Annotated in this window: 12 protein-coding genes; 3 read left to right on the forward strand and 9 right to left on the reverse strand. The window is 46.0% G+C overall.

The genetic code is table 11. From position 1 onward, the window contains the following. Positions 1-105 precede the first annotated feature (105 nt). The 5 genes from JGK07_RS03330 to JGK07_RS03350 all read right to left on the reverse strand — a co-directional run bounded on the left by JGK07_RS03330 (position 106) and on the right by JGK07_RS03350 (position 11,294). Entirely contained in the window at positions 106-5,304 is a 5,199-nt protein-coding gene (locus JGK07_RS03330; protein WP_293175859.1) for a hypothetical protein, read from the reverse strand. 635 nt (positions 5,305-5,939) lie between these two features. Continuing rightward, positions 5,940-6,317 (reverse strand): hypothetical protein, encoded by a 378-nt coding sequence (locus JGK07_RS03335; protein WP_293175861.1) that lies wholly within the window; start codon positions 6,315-6,317, stop codon positions 5,940-5,942. A 509-nt stretch (positions 6,318-6,826) separates the two neighbouring features. After that, entirely contained in the window at positions 6,827-7,519 is a 693-nt protein-coding gene (locus JGK07_RS03340; RefSeq protein WP_293155027.1) for a response regulator transcription factor, read from the reverse strand. 437 nt (positions 7,520-7,956) lie between these two features. Further along, positions 7,957-8,784 (reverse strand): type I methionyl aminopeptidase, encoded by an 828-nt coding sequence (map, locus tag JGK07_RS03345; protein WP_293175863.1) that lies wholly within the window; start codon positions 8,782-8,784, stop codon positions 7,957-7,959. A 407-nt stretch (positions 8,785-9,191) separates the two neighbouring features. Next, a complete protein-coding gene (locus JGK07_RS03350; protein ID WP_293175865.1) occupies positions 9,192-11,294 on the reverse strand; it encodes an FAD-dependent oxidoreductase in 2,103 nt (700 codons plus the stop codon). A gap of 133 nt (positions 11,295-11,427) precedes the next feature. On the opposite strand from JGK07_RS03350, the gene JGK07_RS03355 reads away from it, so the two are divergent. Together JGK07_RS03355 and JGK07_RS03360 are read left to right on the forward strand one after the other, a co-directional pair. After that, complete coding sequence (locus JGK07_RS03355) at positions 11,428-11,940, forward strand: hypothetical protein (protein ID WP_293175867.1); 513 nt, start codon at positions 11,428-11,430, stop codon at positions 11,938-11,940. A 334-nt stretch (positions 11,941-12,274) separates the two neighbouring features. Beyond that, positions 12,275-13,036: an aldolase/citrate lyase family protein gene (locus tag JGK07_RS03360; RefSeq protein WP_293175869.1), complete on the forward strand. Its 762-nt coding sequence runs from the start codon at positions 12,275-12,277 to the stop codon at positions 13,034-13,036. A 43-nt stretch (positions 13,037-13,079) separates the two neighbouring features. Here JGK07_RS03360 and JGK07_RS03365 read toward each other — a convergent pair whose 3' ends face one another. Then, entirely contained in the window at positions 13,080-13,205 is a 126-nt protein-coding gene (locus tag JGK07_RS03365) for a hypothetical protein (RefSeq protein ID WP_293175871.1), read from the reverse strand. 84 nt (positions 13,206-13,289) lie between these two features. Between JGK07_RS03365 and JGK07_RS03370 the strand changes: the two genes are divergently transcribed. After that, the gene (locus tag JGK07_RS03370; protein WP_293155048.1) at positions 13,290-13,958 is read left to right on the forward strand and encodes a 2OG-Fe dioxygenase family protein; all 669 of its coding nucleotides are present in this window, start codon (positions 13,290-13,292) and stop codon (positions 13,956-13,958) included. A 355-nt stretch (positions 13,959-14,313) separates the two neighbouring features. On the opposite strand, the gene JGK07_RS03375 is transcribed toward JGK07_RS03370, so the two are convergent. The 3 genes from JGK07_RS03375 to JGK07_RS03385 all read right to left on the reverse strand — a co-directional run bounded on the left by JGK07_RS03375 (position 14,314) and on the right by JGK07_RS03385 (position 17,305). Continuing rightward, positions 14,314-14,727, reverse strand: coding sequence for a nuclear transport factor 2 family protein (locus JGK07_RS03375; protein WP_293175875.1), 414 nt, complete (start codon positions 14,725-14,727; stop codon positions 14,314-14,316). 122 nt (positions 14,728-14,849) lie between these two features. Continuing rightward, a complete protein-coding gene (locus JGK07_RS03380) occupies positions 14,850-16,340 on the reverse strand; it encodes a hypothetical protein (RefSeq protein ID WP_293175876.1) in 1,491 nt (496 codons plus the stop codon). 146 nt (positions 16,341-16,486) lie between these two features. Beyond that, a complete protein-coding gene (locus JGK07_RS03385; RefSeq protein WP_293189621.1) occupies positions 16,487-17,305 on the reverse strand; it encodes a Uma2 family endonuclease in 819 nt (272 codons plus the stop codon). Positions 17,306-17,401 lie beyond the last annotated feature (96 nt).

Below are 17,401 nucleotides of genomic sequence, written 5' to 3' on the forward strand. Positions count from 1 at the left end.
AACTACGTACCTTAAGAGCGCTGAAGCGCAACTACGTACCTTAAGAGCGCTGAAGCGCAACTACGTACCTTAAGAGCGCTGAAGCGCAACTACGTACCTGTAGCTTTACTTATTCTTATTGAACGACTGTTTGCCAAACCCAAGACAAAGCAATCGATCGCCCTCAGCGACATTTGGGTCATTCTGTAAATAATCCCCCAACCACTCGCAACTCCGAGCAATAATATTATTTAGCTCCAAATTCTCCACAGGTAACAGAATTACAGTCCGATCCCTGCTAGCAAAACCCAGAGTTTTGCTGTCAGAACTAAAAGTAACGCTCAACACCCGATCGCTCGATTCCAAAGTCTTCGATAGCAGCGCCTTCTTGCCGTCAAAATTCCACAGCTTAACAGTATTTCCCGCACTCGCTGCCGCAATCAATTTGCCGTCTGCGCTGAAACTCACGCTTTCCACAGTATCGCTGTGGTTGAGTTTTTCAGTTAAATTAGCTGTCTTACCATCAAAAGCCCACAAGTAAACTTTTTTGTCAGCACAACCAGCAGCAATAGTCTTACCATCTGGACTGAAACTGACATTTCTTACACTGTCTGCGTGATCGAGAGATTTCAGCATCTTCGCCGATGTACCGTTAAATTGCCAGAGGTAAACTCTCTTTTCTCCAGCCATTTCAGCATCATTTTGTGTTTCACTTGCTTTATTCTCAGCAGCGGTAGCAGTAGCAATTGTTTTGCCGTCAGGGCTGAAACTAACGCTAATTACTGGATTGCTGTGATCGAGTTTTGCAAGCATTGTTGCTTTAGTACCGTTCCAGCGCCAGAGATACAATTTGCGATCGGCACTGGCGGCGGCAATTATCTTGCCATCTGGACTAAAACTCACGCTTCTCACAAGGCCACTATGACGCAGGGTATCTAACAGTTTCCCGTTTAAACTCCAGACTTTCACGGTTTTGTCATCGCTGGCAGAAGCCACAGTTTTATTGTCTGGCGAAAAGCTCGTCCAGGTAACAGAATCCTTGTGGTCTGTTAAGGTTTTGATTAAACTCCCATCAGGGCGCCAAAGTCTTACCGTATTGTCGCCACTAGCAGATGCAATTGTTTTGCCGTCCCCACTAAAACTGACTTTATAAACCCAATCTCCATGCCCGGATAAAATCTTATTCAACGGAGTGCTGTTTGGTTGCCAAAGTTTCACCATCTTGTCCTTGCTGGCGGAAGCAATCGTGCCGTCGCTGCTGAAAGTTACGGCCCTCACGTCGTCTTGATGTCCTCGAAAAGTGTTGAGCAAATTGCCGCTGCGACTCCAAATTTTTACGGTATCGTCGGCGCTGCCTGTAACTATTTTTTCGCCGTCGCGACTGAAACTCGCGCTGACAACTCCGTCGTTGTGTCCTTTGAGAGTTTTGATTTCCTCACCCTTTCGATTCCAAATTTTGGCTGTGGTGTCGGCACTGGCTGAGACGATTTGTTGGCTGTCGGGACTGAACTTCACGCTGTAAACAATGTCAGAATGTTTGGTTAATGTTTTGGGATTAATTTGAAATTTCTGGGTTTTACCTTTGCGATTCCAAAGTTTGATAGTTTTGTCAACACTTGCGGTCGCAATTGTTTTGCCGTCGGGGCTGAAACTGACGCCGAGCACCCAGTCTTTGTGTTTGGTTAAGGTTTGCAGCAATTTTTTTGTTTCCAGGTTCCAGATTTTGACGGTGTTGTCGTGACTCCCGGAAGCTAGGGTTTTGCCGTCGGGGCTGAAACTGACGCTGGTAACAATTTTGGTGTGGCCGGATAAAGTTACGATCGCACTTTTGTCGTTATCCACTTGCCAAATTTTAATTGTGCGATCGGCGCCACCAGTTGCGATCGTTTTCCCATCCGGGCTAAAACTAACACTCGTCACGCTATCGCCGTGCTTGAAAGTCTTTAATAACTTACCTTCTTTGCTCCACAATTTAACCGTTTTGTCAGCACTTGCCGAAGCAACTGAATTGCCATCTGGACTCACACTCACATCCAAAACAAACTTGCTGTGCTGCTCAAAACGGTTGCGTTCTTGCACCCCCGAAACTGCTTGTCTGAGCCTCTCAGCAATCTTATTTTTAGTATCCACAGGCAGCGCCGTACTTTTCAGAGAATCGCGACCGATTTTGATACTATTTTCCAACACTCCTAATTGATTTTTTTCATTAGAAAGCACCAAAGCCTCCGATGCGGAATTTAGGGCATCAGTCCGACTTGTTTCTGCTTCTTGCCGCGCGCTTTCTGCTAATTTTGCTTGCTCGAATCCTATCCAAGAAACACCTCCGAGTACCAGCACTCCTAGAATCGCCGCCCGCAATTGCCATCTCCGAGTTTGATAAAGTTGAGCTTCCGCTTGGTGCTGTTTGTCTCTAGCTAAGCGCTGGTTGTCTCTAGCTTCCGACAGCAAAGCATCTCGCTCTCTGTCTTTACGAATTTGTTCAATTTCATCTCGGTTAATTTGGTTTTGCTTGCGTAGTTCCTCAAATTCTGCTTTTTTATCTAATTCCTGCTGCTGGCGGATGAAGCTAACTAGATAGTCGTGAACGAGCTGATAAAGCTCTGCCGGCAGTTCAGTCCACCGAAAAACTAAACCGGATTTGACTAACAGTTCTAAGACTAAATCTAATTTATCAGTGGCTGCAAATATCGCTAGATCGGAGGCTAATTCGGCGCGGGTTTTCAGGGGGCGAATCTCATCTTCATCTGTGAGAAAATACAATATTCGGCGAGCAGCCCCTTCATTTTCTGGCCCGCAATCTTTGATGACTTCTTCGAGAAATCTTTCGACTAATTTTTGTTGGGGACTGTTGCCCAGTTCCTGATATTGAGTTAAAGTTCTAATGTCCTCTTGTTGGAGTTGAGCGCCCACAAGTTGCAGTTCGATCGGGCGGACTTCTCCCAATTCTCCAGCTAAATCTTTGACTAATTCTTCGATCAGCTCCGGTTCTAAGTAAAACTGCGATCGTTCAGTTAAAGTGCGAATTACCGCTCGCGCATCGCCCTGGGAAAAATTACCCAAATAAAACAGAATATCTTTGCTGAGAACGTCCGCCAAAATATCATTGTTGATAAATTTTGTTGGGTTTTTGGGTCGGGAAAATTCCAGCAAATAGTGCAGGTAATCTTCCCGCAAAGACAGGACGACTTTTAAATACTTGATTGTCAAGCATTCCCGCAAAAAATCAAAGAATATCTGTCTTTCCGCAGGCTCTTTCCACACGAAAAAGAATTCTTCAAATTGGTCAAATATCAGAACAGTTACTAGATGTTCTGAGTTTGTTTGCAACTCTTTGATGATTTTCTCATATTCGATCGCCTGTTTTTCGACAATTACTTCTACAGGCTGTGACTGCTCAATCCGATCCTGATTTACTCCAACCGAGCCGCCGTTAAATTCCTGCCGCAGATTGCCGTTGGCTGCGCCTGCTGCGCTCAAATCTCCCGAAGCCGATCCCGGTACTGCATCGAAAATGTCGCGATCGAATATTTCAGCTTTCCCGGCAGATAACTGTCTGGTCAATTCCCGCGGCCAGTTGTTGTAAACTTGCAGCACTACAGGCAAAACAGTCCGCATTTCGATCTTTTTTTGCTTGAGAGCCGGCACTAATCCCCCGGTGACAATTGAACTTTTGCCAACTCCAGACTGACCGTAAATTACTGTCAGTTTGTCCGGGGTATTGTTCATCCTATATATCAAGCGATTGAGGTCTGCTTCTCTACCGGAAGCGGTAATTTCGTCAGCAATAGTAGGAGCGGCGGCAACTGTTTCGGCGGGATTAATCGCTTCTCTGTGTGGCTGCAATTTTCCGGCTCCAATAAAAGCTCGGAAGCGATACGTATGTTCTACCGCTCGATAATCTTGCTTAAGCTGAAATGCTTTGAGATATTCTCCCCGCTGAAAATAGAATCCTCGCAGCATTTCTAAAACCCGCAAATACAGTTGCGGGTTGTAGCAAGGTTCGGTTTGCGATCGAGCTAGCTCTAAATGTGCGATCGCCTCCTCAATCTCGCCCAACTCGCTCTGAGCCTCTGCTAAAATTAACAGATATAAGCCTAGATGCTGCGATGTTAGAGGCGTTGCGTGTCCCGTCGCTTCAAATTTTGAGTTGAGAGCTTGTAGGGCGACTAAAGCCCATTCTTTCGCCCCTTGCCAATTCTTTTGCTCTAAGGCTACTCTAGCCAAAAAGCCGTAATCTTGAGCCAAATTAACTGTTGAGTTTTCCATATTTTCATGTAACCTCCGAGCTTTCAGAGCTAAATTCCAGAGTGCATCCCAATCTTCTAAATGCTGCAATACTTCGCCGAGTTGATTGATGAATATACCGACGGCATCCGGCTGTCCCGCACGTTCGAGAACATCAATACATTGCTGAAAATAATTTTTAGCTTCCGTCCAGTAAGGACGGTTGCCACTGCGGTGTTTTTCTGCTTGAAAACGGTAGCAAAGACCGATGTGAAATACTAGAATTCCCTCTAATACTGGTGCAGGGTGAACGGTAAATAACAAATCACTAAATTCTGTTTTGGGGCCGATAAATGCTACTTGATACTTCCAAAAACTGAGACTTTTTTGATACAATTCAAGAGCTGCATGGATGCGGTTACTAGCATATTCGTCTCGGGCGCGAATAAATTGCAAGCTTGCTTCAATAGCTGGTTCTAACCTGATGTTGCAAGTTTGCAAGTCTTGTCTCGCCGACTCTAATTCAGCTAAAGAATTGGCTCCGAGAATGGCAGAGTTACTTAAACGCCATTTGCCGCTTTCTAAAATCTTAGCAAAAATGCGATCGCAACTTTTGCCCAAAAAATCCACCAACTCGTCTGGGCCCAGCACAAATTCAACACTTGTCGTCCAAGTCTCGATATCTGTGACTAACCGAATCAGTTTTTTTAAGATTTTGTCTGTCACCCACAGCACCACTGGGAAGGGAAAATTATTGCGAAATTCTTCCCTGACGTAGTTGGTAGATGTCAGTACGCGATCGATCGCACTTACCGATTCCAATCCAAACACCATTAAAGCTTGAGGCTGGCTGCCTTCAAGTTCGGTTTCTATCGTCGTGTACAGAGTTTTAACAGATTTCGGGAGGACAATTTCTCGAATCTCGACACCAGACTGCTGCCGCAATTGCCGTACAGTTTGTTCTCGCATCGCACTGTAATTGCACCGCACCAAAATCAGCGAAAATTGCCCCTGAGACATTGAAAGAGTCCGGGAGAGAGTTTGCAGCGCACTTTTATTTTGCTCTGCTGCGGTGTCTTGGTGGCAGTGCGAATTAACCATAATATTTGAAAATCCTGATAGATATAGATGCTTTCAGTTGACAGTTGATAGTTGACAGTTGACAGTTGACAGTTGACAGTTGACTGTTGATACCAATTTAATGTGAAGTTGCATATATCTCGATCCCCCTAAATCCCCCTTAAGAAGGGGGACTTTGAGGATATTTCTTGTCCCCCCCCCTTATTAAGGGGGGTTAGGGGGGATCGGATTCGGGAGTAGCCTCTAACATCACAATTATTCAGAGTTCTATTCTCTCTCTGTGTCCTCTGTGTTCTCTGCGGTTAAATCATTCCTATGCAACGGTCAACGATATAATAAATATAGCCTTTCTCAAAAAGATGAGGTATGCCTGACAGCTTATATAACCAATTAAACTCTTAGGGCTAAAGCCCAACAACGTACCTTGTTTTTAGCTGCCCGTACCTCAGCTCTGAAACTGTCCGATTATATTAGCCGATCGCCCTTAAAACATACCCGAAGAAATACATACTCTGTTATTATCATAATCTCAGGAAAATCAACCGGATTTTACTGATTTTTTTTACCCTCGGTGGCTCACATTCTCCCGAGCAAAAAAGTCGTGAAGCGTAGCTATCCCGTAGGGAATCGCCAAAAATCCCACAAATCTGATGCAGTTATTCGCAAACGGCTGAAATCTTGCATTCCCTGCTTTGCTGGCCCCTCGCCGCACTGAGATAAACTACGGGCGGCGGTTCCTCAATGACAACTTGCACATTTTCGATCGCATTTTCGATCAGAATTTTATCAATCTCCATATCTAAATTAGTAGCTGAAAAATCAGGTCGATCCCAATCTTCGCTTTCTTCAATGAGGATTGTTGTGGTTGGTGCCGCCATCTCTAAATCAAGCTCATCACCTAAATTAGAAACTTGCTTGTTTGGCTCGATTTTCTGACCGGTATCAGTAGCTAAAACTTGAGTGTTATTGGCAATTAGTACGATCGGCAGTGCTACCATTGCACTTATCGTTTGTCGCGCCGTGCTTTTCCTCATAATCTCCTCCTAGTATCAACTAAATTTTGGTGCTGCTATAAATTTAAACATCGGCCGCTACTTGACTGCGCTGCTATTATTTAATCGTCGCTTATTTTCGAGAAAATATACCCGATATGTGACACTTCGGGGCAAGTTTGCCTGACGGAGGGTATCCGGCTAACTCTTCCCGTTTCTATTGATTACTTGAAAACTCTTAAACAATCAGGTTTTCCTGTAAGTAATTTTGGAAAGGAGGGTAAATAGGTACGTAGTTGGGCTTTAGCCCTCTTGGGACATATAGCCTTTCTCTAAAAGGTTCGCGGAGCAATTTTGTGAGAAAAAGCTTGACATCGTAAGGGTTGCAGCATACATCGGCATACCTCATCTTTCGCTCGAAAGGCTATATATCTAAAGAGGGCTGAAGCCCAACTACGTACCTTGATTGATTGGACAGAATTCTCGTTACCAGGAAGAGTCTGGTAATGCAGAGTGGCGAGGAAGAGCCACCAGCAAAATCGAGACGGTTGCTACTTAGTCAAACCGTGTTCGAGAGCGTAGCGAACCAACTCAGTACGGCTGTTAGTACCAGTTTTGCTAAACAAACGGCTGACGTACTTTTCCACATTCCGCACGCTAGTTTCCAAGCGGCGGGCAATTTCCTTATTCATCAAACCTTGAGCAACCAAATCCAAAACACTTTGCTCTCGCGGAGTCAAATCAATTTTAACCGACGAACTACTTTGGACGATCGCACTCCGCCCGCTTAGCAAAGACTCAATTCTCGCCATTTGGCTGGCCAAAGCAGCAATATCAGGACTTTCAGCATTGCCACCCGTCTCCTTAGCCGCCGCGCGGCGGGCGAGCAAATTCGTGACAATTGCCACTAACTCGTCGGGATCGAAGGGTTTAGAAAGATAAGCATCGCAGCCTGCTTGATAGCCTTGAATGCGATCGCCCGTCATCCCCTTAGCCGTCAAAAACACCACCGGCAAAGCCTTATAGCGAGGATCTTCCCGCACTTGCTTGAGAAACTGATAGCCGTCCACCTGCGGCATCATAATATCTGAAATCACCAAATCCGGATTCATCTGCTGCAAGAGTTCCCAGCCATCCCGAGCATTACTGGCAACCTCAACCGAAAAATCGCTATCTTCCAAATAAGCTTGTACTGCTTCCCGCAAGCCCGGTTCATCATCTACCAATAATAGTCTTGCTGACATATCCCTTACCCTTACGTTTTACCACTATTATCTTTTAATTTAGCCGAATTCAACTATTTTTTCACTCCATCTATAGAAGCAACTCCAAAAATTGCGATTAAACTCAAAAGTTTTGAGTTGGGTTTCGATCCAACAGACAAGATTACAAAAATAGTTAGGACTGGCTTTCCGGCCCATCCCACAACAATCATTTTTTCTGGGGCGATTCTCCAGATCGTCGTCCCACAAAAATGATTGTTGTGGGACGATGCTCAGATCGTCGCCCGAAAAATTGATCAAAAAGACTTTTACCAGAAAGAATTGGTTGAAAGCCCGATCGGGAGGAATTAAAATCAGACTATTGATTATTCCAATCCTCGGACTTAAAGGTAGAGGTCGTTCTTCAACTGTCAACTGTCAACTGTTGAAAATCTTGTCTATTCTTAAAGCCTTCCCAATTAAACTTTTGATCGATCGGTCAAAATTTCATAACCGGTATCCGTCACCAACACAGTATGCTCGAACTGAGCAGACATAGCATTGTCAACCGTTACAGCAGTCCACTTGTCAGCAAGCGTCCGAGTGTACTTAGAACCTGCATTCAAAATCGGTTCGATCGCCAATGTCATACCCGATCGCAATTTCACGTTAGGCATTTCGCGGGTGCGGAAATTGAAAACCGACGGTTCCTCGTGCAAATTGCGCCCGACACCGTGGCCTGTAAACTCCTCAACAATGCTAAAACCGTTGCTTTTGACATGATCTTCGATCGCACCAGCGAGATCGAGCAAATAAGCACCAGCCTTGACTTGTTCGATACCTTTATAGAGAGCTTCTTCTGCAACTCTAATTAATTTTGCCGATTCCGGTGTCACTTCCACAACTGCGATCGTGATGCAAGAATCGCCGTGAAAACCTTGATAATATGCTCCCGTATCTACTTTGAGAACATCTCCGGATCGAATTACTTTTTTAGGGCTGGGGATGCCGTGAACAACTTCGTTATTAATGCTAGAACAAATTGAACCAGTAAAACCGTGATAACCTTTAAAACTCGGAGTTGCACCCATTTCACGGATGCGTCTTTCGGCATAAACATCCAAATCAGCAGTAGTCATTCCCGGTTTTACAAGTTGAGAAATTTCTTTCAGAACCGTGGCGACAATTTTCGCTGCTTGCCGCATTATTTCGATTTCGCGTTCAGACTTAATTTCAATGCCTCGACGCTGTTTTGTGACTTGGGGTTCTTTAGTTGGGCCAGAAAGCAGACTGCTAAAAATATTCATGTATTGAATGTCAGGTAATTTTGTGATTTGAGGGCGGGTATAGCAGTGGACAGTTGACAGTGGACAGTTGACAGTTGCACAGTCAGGAAATCAAACCGTTGATGCTATGGGTTAGGAGGCTCTATTCATGAGGTTATTTATGTCCTCATCGCTGGGGCGATTGCTATAAAAGCAAAAAACGGCAAATATTGGGTTTTTTGGGGAAAAACGGGTTTGTTGTTCCGAGCTGTCGATCGCTTGTCCTTTAGCTAGCTTAATATTTTTCTGGGTAATCTGCACGGGAGAGGGGGAGAGGGGGAGAGGGGGAGAGGGGGGACAGGGGGGACAGGGGGAGAATGGGAACAATCCTCTTTTTTCCTTCTTCCCTCTTCCTTCTGACTAATGACAACTGACTAATGACTTCTTATTTATTTCCAGTTTTGCCACGAACTATTGAAGATAGAAGTACCCGGAAATGCGATCGGATTCTTATTTTGCTGCAACCGCAACTGCAACGCCTCCAAATTTGGCTCGCGGGAGGGCAATTCGTCCACCAATTCATAGGGTAAAATCCCCTTTTCTAGGGAAAAAGCAGCCGTAACTCCCGCAGCAGCCCCAGCAGACCATTCAAAGGAATGCACTCGATAAGCAGCCGCTGCCGTGTGGCTGACAGCAATACTTTTACCCGCCACTAACATATTGTCAATCTTCTGAGGAATCATTGCCCGCAGGGGAATTTGGAACGGATAAGCCGATCCTTGACCTTTGCGAGTGCCTTCGCGTTCGGTGTTTCCCGGTGCTTCTGGCGGGCTGTTGGTCATGCAGGGGTGAAAGTCGATCGCATAATGACCGATACCTACACTATCAGGATAAATCGTGGCGCGCGATCGCGATTTTGTCTCCTCAACAGACTGAATTCCCACAGCCAAAGCCGGCGCATTCAAGCCTCCCAAAGCCAGCCACAAATTGCGATACTCTTGTTCCGACAAATTCTGGCGGTAAAAATCCGTCTTAAAATCATTGCGAGACATATCAACTTCCCACACCGTAAAACCTTGAGGTTGAGTAAAAGTCGGCCGCCCAATAATCCGCCGCCCCTCCCGCATATAAGGATACTTAGAAAGTCCGTGAACCGTCCCCATGGGCGAATCCAAGCCGCTCAAAAAGCGATTGTTAGGATAAGGCTTTTTCACTCCATTACCTAATTGCGAGTCAGTGGTTCCTGCTACCAGCCAGTAGAAATATCCTTTCGCATTCTCTTCACCGCGGCGCAAAGTTTCCGCGCGCAAACCGCCCATCCAGCCACCCGGTTGCAGTTGACCGTTTGCTGCCAATTGCGATCGAGAATAAATTAAATTATCCTCGGCAGAACCGGGACGGTAATCATTCCCCCACGTCCAGTTTTGCATGGAAATATCCCCAGGATAAATCGGGAATTGCTTCGGGTCGGCAGGGCGCGGCTCATCCGGTCTCATGCTCCTAATTTGGCGGTAGCTAAAAACTAGCGGAAAACTAGCTAATCTCGCTAATTCATAACTGTAGTAAGGAGCGTATTGTTGATAGAAAGACGGCTGTTGGTGCTGCTGCGGTTCCTTCGTTGCCTCCATGGCAAAAGTGTAGGTAAAACCTTGGGTGCAGTAAGTGTCGCCGTTGGGGCTGGCGGAGGAAGGTTCCAGAGGAGAACGCGGGTCAATTCCCAGGCGGTAGGGAACATCGGCAAGTCCGATTAATTCGCCTGTTTCAGTCGCATCTACCACGAACCAATCTGCACCTCTCGGTTGGGATTTTGACTGGTTTGGTGGTTTGGAAGTAAACCGAATAATAGTTTTGTTAAATCGCGCCGAGTTTTCGTAGCGATAGGCATCTTCGATGGTTTGAGACAGAGTTTCGGTGTTGATTGGCGGGGTGTTGGCGGCTGGTTTGTGTTGAATGCCGATCGCACTTTTAATCTGTTGGCCCCCAACCGCATTCCCCGCCGAGGCCGGAGTAACTGCTAGTTCTTTAATCACCGTATTGGGAAACCATTTCAGCTTCCCTTTGCCTTTTTCTGCGGCATCTTGCAAAATGTCAGATAGAATTTTGTGGCCGTTGTAGGGCATAAAACAGGAATAGCTAACCCAACAGCCGCCGGGATTTAGTCTCCCGTAATGTTCCTTGATGCGCTGCCGCAGTTCTAGGTAGCCGCGCGGGTAAAATAAGAGCGATCGCTGAGTGTCTCTTTCATCTAGTGCGGAGGTTCCCTGGGAGGAAATTTGACCGCCCAGCCAGTCAGTAATTTCGGTGATGCAAACGGTGCGCCCCGCCAGCAAACCTTCGTAGGCGGTAGCAGCACCTGCTAGCCCGCCACCGGCTACGAGAATGTCGCAAGTTTCCTCTTTGTCGGGATTGCGAGGAAGCGCAGCCAAGGCTGGGGTAATAGCCGAGAGGGAGGTAATCAGGCTGAGGGTGAAGGTGACGAGCGATCGACCTTTGAGCGAAGAAAATAGATACCGTCGCAGTTTAATCGGAGATTGTGGAATCAATTTAGACATAAGTGAACAACACTCATCGCATCCAAATGTTTATTTTGCAGTATACTGGTATTTCGCCGTGTTGTCAGGGCAAACTTTTTTATACAAGAGGCATAAATACCATCAACAACTATATAAAAGCAGGATAAACCTTATGCTTAAAATCGTCAAATTTTTTAGATCTTTGATTCCTTTTGAGAGTTTAACAATTACGACAAGTTTAACTTTTTCGGAAGTTTTGCACAGGTTGGACGAAGTTGTCACTCCTCCCAAACTTTTTAGAGTAACTCTACCCTTCGGCCCGCCACCTGCAAAACCTTACGAAGGAACAATTTCTGGCAATACCTTCAAAATCAGTCGCATCATCACGGGCCGCAATTCATTTTTGCCAATTATCGAAGGAGATATCCATTCTCAACCGTTTGGTTGTTCCATCAAAATTAGGCTGACTTTACATAAAATAGTCCTAGCATTTATGATTCTTTGGCTGTGGACAACGGGCAGTATTGGAATGTTTGCTTTATTTGCTTGGTTAGTAGAACCCTCTGTGGGCCCAATATTTTTACCGATATTAGGAATGTTTATTTTTGCATGGCTTTTGTGTTTGATTCCTTTTAAAATAGAAGCAAAATCAGCTATAAAATTTATGTCAATTCTCTTAACATAAAGTAACTTGTTGCGGGATTTTGTGAGCTATAAGGCAATACCGTTTACTGATATAGCGCCCTGGGGGTAAAATCCGATGAGAAATAGATACGGAGATTGCTTCGTTCCTCTCTTCGGACTATCTTAAGTAAACCGTATTGAGCTATAAGGCGTGCATCTGGTTGTTGAAGCCTGAAGAAGCATGACCGCATATAAGTTATTAGTTATAATTTTATATTTACTGCGGTCATGCTTCGCCCCTACGGATATATTTGCTAAAACCAGATGCACCCGTTATAAGATTTAAAATAATCCGCGTCAATCGCCGTTCATCTGCGGTTAAAAATTCCAAACTTATGCGTCAAAACGAACTCAAACAAAAAATCAAACAAGGCGAAACAGTCCTCGGCTTATTTATGAACTGCGCCTATCCCGCATTCATGGAAATCTGCGGTCATGCTGGATTTGATTTCGCCGTCATCGACATGGAACACGGCCCCCTGCACCCGCTAGCGGCTGAAGATTTGTGCCGCGCCGCCGACTGCGTCGGAATTGCACCCATCGTCCGCGTCCGCAAAAACGACGGCCCACAAATTCAACGAGCTCTCGACATCGGCAGCGCAGGGGTTCAAATACCTCAAATTGAAAGCAAAATCGATGCCGAAATCGCTGTCAAAAGCGCTAAATACAGTCCTCTGGGCGCGCGCGGCCTTTCTTTCGCTACGCGGGCGGGACGTTATACTGCTGCGGGCGTTGATATCACGGACAAACTCAATGAAGAATCCTTGGTGGTGATTCACATCGAAGGTAAAGGTGGCATCGAGAACCTGGCAGAAATTGTGACAGTCCCTCATATTGATGTGATTTTTTTGGGGCCTTACGATCTGTCACAGTCGATCGGCATTCCGGGCCAAGTTCGCGATCGGCGAGTCATCGACATGATGCAGGAAGCAGTGCAAACCATCCGCAAAGCAGGTAAAGCGGCGGGTACTTTTGCCGACAACCCCGAAATCGCCAAGCAGTGGATTGATGCTGGCGTTCAGTACGTTGCAGTTGGGGTCGATGTTGCCGTCTTCCTGCGGGCTTGTCAGTCGCTAGTCAAAGCAGTGCGGAATTAAGTTGCTAAGTAAATCCACTTAATTAAATGTGAAATAGCGATCGCTAAAAAGCTTGCTGTGTATGTCTTTTTACCTCTTCCCTCTTCCTTCTTCCCTCTTCCCTCTTCCCTCTTCCTTCTTCCTTCTTTACGATATCTTTGCAAATTTTGTAGTATTTTTTACGACTCATTCAAAAAACCTGAGCTAGAGTAGAAGTATAAACCTTCTTAAGGCAAAACTTAGGAGGGGAGCAAGGCTTAAAGGAGAATAATCCATGAAAACCGTATTAGAATCCATTCATTTGGACTATGCTTTCATGTTTACTTTTAAGAAGGTAAACTCGATTAAGCTAGAAGGTTTCAAGCCATTTTTTAACGATATGCCTGTAGATCCTTATATTAAAGGCAAGTATCGTTCGAGAAGATTGTCGCGGTTTGTCGTGAACGGGAATGAGTTAGTTAAGTTACCTCACGGCTATTTGTTTCAAAGCAAAGAGTACAATCCGGTGGTGGGCGACATCCGGCGGGAATTTGCTGAATTGGACGATCGGCTAATTGCGCTCGATAACTTCAAACAACTGATTTTTGCTTTCTTCGATTCATGCAAAATTCACCCGGAAGCTGAAATCGGAGTGCATCAAATCAGGACGAGTTGTTCGCCGAAAAATTTCGGCAACCCCGCACCGGAAGGCATTCACCAAGACGGTACTGATTTTATCGCGATTTTCTCGGTCGATCGCACTAATATTGTGGGCGGGGAAACGCATTTGTATTTGGCGAAGAAAGAGAAGCCTGTTTTTAATAAAATTCTGCATCCGGGAGAATTGCTGTTAGTTAACGATCACGAGTTTTTTCACTTTACTACGCCGATTAAACCGGAAGTGGAAGGAGTCGGAACTAGGGATGTCTTTGTGATCACTTCTCCGAGTTTGCTTACTGATTGAGGATGAGGTATGTTGTTGCGCTTTAGCGCTAAAGCGCAACTATAGCGGTTCTCAGAAAGGTGAGGTACGTTGTTGGGCTTCAGCCCTCTTAGCGGGACTGGTTACATAACGTATCAGTCATACCTCACTTTTTGAAAAAGGCTATACCTTTGGAGCGCTGAAGCGCAACTACGTACCTTTGGAGCGCTGAAGCGCAACTACGTACCTTTGGAGCGCTGAAGCGCAACTACGTACCTTTGGAGCCTACGTACCTAAGAGCGCTGAAGCGCAACTACGTACCTAAGAGCGCTGAAGCGCAACTACGTACCTTTGGAGCGCTGAAGCGCAACTACGTACCTTTAGATAGGTTTAGGAGTTATCGAAATTTGCGTTCAGACTCTAGAATTGGAACATCATTAATGCTGGCTTCACGTCTTCGCATTAACCCATTTTCGGCAAATTCCCACTGTTCGTTTCCATAGGCGCGATACCAGTAGCCTGAATCATCGTGCCATTCATACTCGAAGCGGACAGAAATCCGATTATCTGTAAAACTCCACAGTTCTTTCTTTAAACGGTAATCTAATTCTTTAGCCCATTTTCGTGTTAAAAAAGCTTTGATTTGTTCCCGTCCGCTGAAGAATTCCGCGCGGTTTCTCCACTCAGAATCTTCTGTATAAGCTAGGGCTACTCGTTCGGGATCGCGGGTATTCCAGGCATCTTCGGCAGCTTGAACTTTGGCTTTTGCTGTTTCTAGCGTAAAGGGCGGTAGAGGTGGTTTGGTTTCCATAAGCTTTGTGGTTTGTGACTGGAAGGAAGTCCGCTAGACTTACGATTTGTGCGAAATAATTGGGATTGCCCTAGTATAGAACTCGAATTGCGATCGTTCCCAATCCCAAATCTAAAATCGTACTAAGTTCCTACTTTTAATTTCTGCATAGTTTTCTGAAATCTCCTCAGCAGAAATGCTAGAAACAGCCATTGAGCAAGAATTCCCAATCCCACAAAAGGTATTGCTGTTGGTTTGTAGAACTGCCAAAACCCATAGCCGAATAGCGTCCAAAGTGCGGCGGTTGCAGGAATGCGATCGGGGATGAGTTCCCAATATAGGAGCATTCCGGGAGCAAGGAGCAACCAAATGCTGAATCCACAGCTCGCCCATCCCATTGGATTGCGAACTTTCGTCGCACAAACTTGTTGCACGAAGGTGGCGGATATTAAGATCGTATTTGTCGTACACAGAACTAAAAGACCTGTTTCTACAAGTTTTTTAGTGCCGATACCTATCCAAAATAGCCAAGGTACTAACAGCGCACTTGCTACGATTAGATGGATAATAACAGCCACTAACAGAGGGCTTCGATCCGACCAAATTAAGCTTTGCCAGCCGGGAGAATCATAGCGTACCCACTCTAATAAAGCTTGGCGTTGAGGGCAGATAGCAAGCATTAAAACCAGCAGCAGCATAACGGTCAAAACGTACATCGAGATAGCTGCCAAGGTGGCGTTCTGCTCATCCACCACGCTTGTGGGTAGGAAAAAGCCTAGAGCGAGAACTTCTACACCAGCTAAAATGGCATAACTTTGCCGTTTGCCGATCGCAGTCGATCGAGGTTTGTTGAAATTCCGCAACAATATTCGCCACAGCAAAAACGCAGTAGTGCCTAACACCACTAAACTAAAAGTATGAGACACCACACCTATGTTGTTAATCGGGAGCAAAAACCACGAAACAACAGGATGTGGGTATCCGAATATTTCTGAATTCGCCAACAGCGGCCGCCATGTGATGGCGGTGTTCCAGCTCATGTACAATGGGGCGATCGCGCAACAGGCGATCGCCCCAACTCCAAAGGCTGTTGCCTGTGGTGGGTTCCCTGTTCTCTGTGTTTCACTTACCAGCCCGCAGAGCATCACTACGCTGTAGCATATAGCGCATCCAAGTGCGAGCATCAGATAGACGCTGGCAATCAGGGGCAGCGAAATCCCCGCTTGCAAGCCGGCCAAGCAGTGCAGGGGAACCATCAGCCCTAGGAAAATATACAGCAGTACGGGAACGCCCAGCATTTTACCCAGCAGAATCTGCCACGCCGGACACGGACTCAGCCGAATAAAATTCAGAGTTCCCCGTTTCTGTTCCTGTCCGATGTCGTTGACTATCCAATAACTTCCGAGGGTAAATGTTACATAGGGCAGCATCCAAGTGATGATTTGCCACAAGTCCAGCCAGCCGTCTGAAAAGAGGCGGGAATTTGGCGAGGCAATCAGCAGTAAAATAATTTGGAAGATGACCGAAAATGAGACCGCTGCAATGACTGTGTGGGGTTTGAGTCTACCGCGAAGTTCCCGCAGCAGTTGCGGGTTCCAGTTACCTAAACGATCGATCAAAACTGAGTTTGTCATCGGGGAATAGATAGATAGGATTGTTGGCTGTTTCTGTTCGCTTTGCTGTCTGTTCCTCAGTCCCGGTAAAACCAATTCAAATTTTTTCGGTACTGGAAGCGGGCGATCGCACGCTCAGTATAACTCCGAGGCCATCAGATTCGATCTCAATCCTCAGCATCCGGATCGATGCCCATTGCTCGCAGTCGATCGGCTAACTGGGCGGCTTTTCGCTCCGCTTGTTCGGCTTTTCGCTCTGCTTGCTCGGCTTTTCGCTCTGCTTGCTCGACTCTAGCCCGCTCAATTTCAACTTGTTCGGAGCCAATTAACAGCAAATTACCCTGGGAATCCCACCACCGCAGCCAAAGCATTTCTTGATTTTGATAACTTCCCTGCCAAAGTCCCAATTCTACATCTAATACAGGAATGGGATAGTGACCGCGTTCGTTTGGCTCGATCCTGCGATAGACAAAATCTATCAGGTGATAGACTTCTAAATTGCCCGTTTTAATTTCATAAATGCCGTAGTAAGGAATGCGGATAATTCTTTCGTAAACCCAAAACTTACCCGGTTTAGTTGTAGTACCGTCAGCGGCTACAGCTAGCGGAGTGCGATCGCGCTCTTCATCTCCATTCCCGCTAGCAAACTCTAAAGCAATGAACGGAGCCATGTGTTCCCGCCAAAGTACATAAGAACGGCGATAACCGTCGATTGTTGGCGGTACGTTGGGCACATAAAACCAATCCGGTGCTTCTGCGCCTCGCTCTGGCGGGTCAGTTTCTCGCCAGTAAATGCCGCAATCTTGCCCGATCGCATATTGTCCGTCTGGATGCAGCCGCTCTACCACCGACGCGATCGAATCTGTCAGAATGATACTCTGCGGATGCTCCTGAAAATTCTTCACAAATGTACCGTCTTCCTCTGGCAGTTGGGTATGATCGGGGAATGCAGGAGGCAAACCTGTAGCAGTTATTGTCTCGTTCATCGTCGTTTCCCGTGCATTTATTGTCAATTGTAATCCGAAATTTTAGAGTCATCTAATTTGACAATTCAGCTAATATTAGCAACCGCCAGCTATTGT

Source organism: Microcoleus sp. PH2017_24_DOB_U_A (assembly GCF_020738205.1).
Taxonomy (GTDB): domain Bacteria; phylum Cyanobacteriota; class Cyanobacteriia; order Cyanobacteriales; family Microcoleaceae; genus Microcoleus.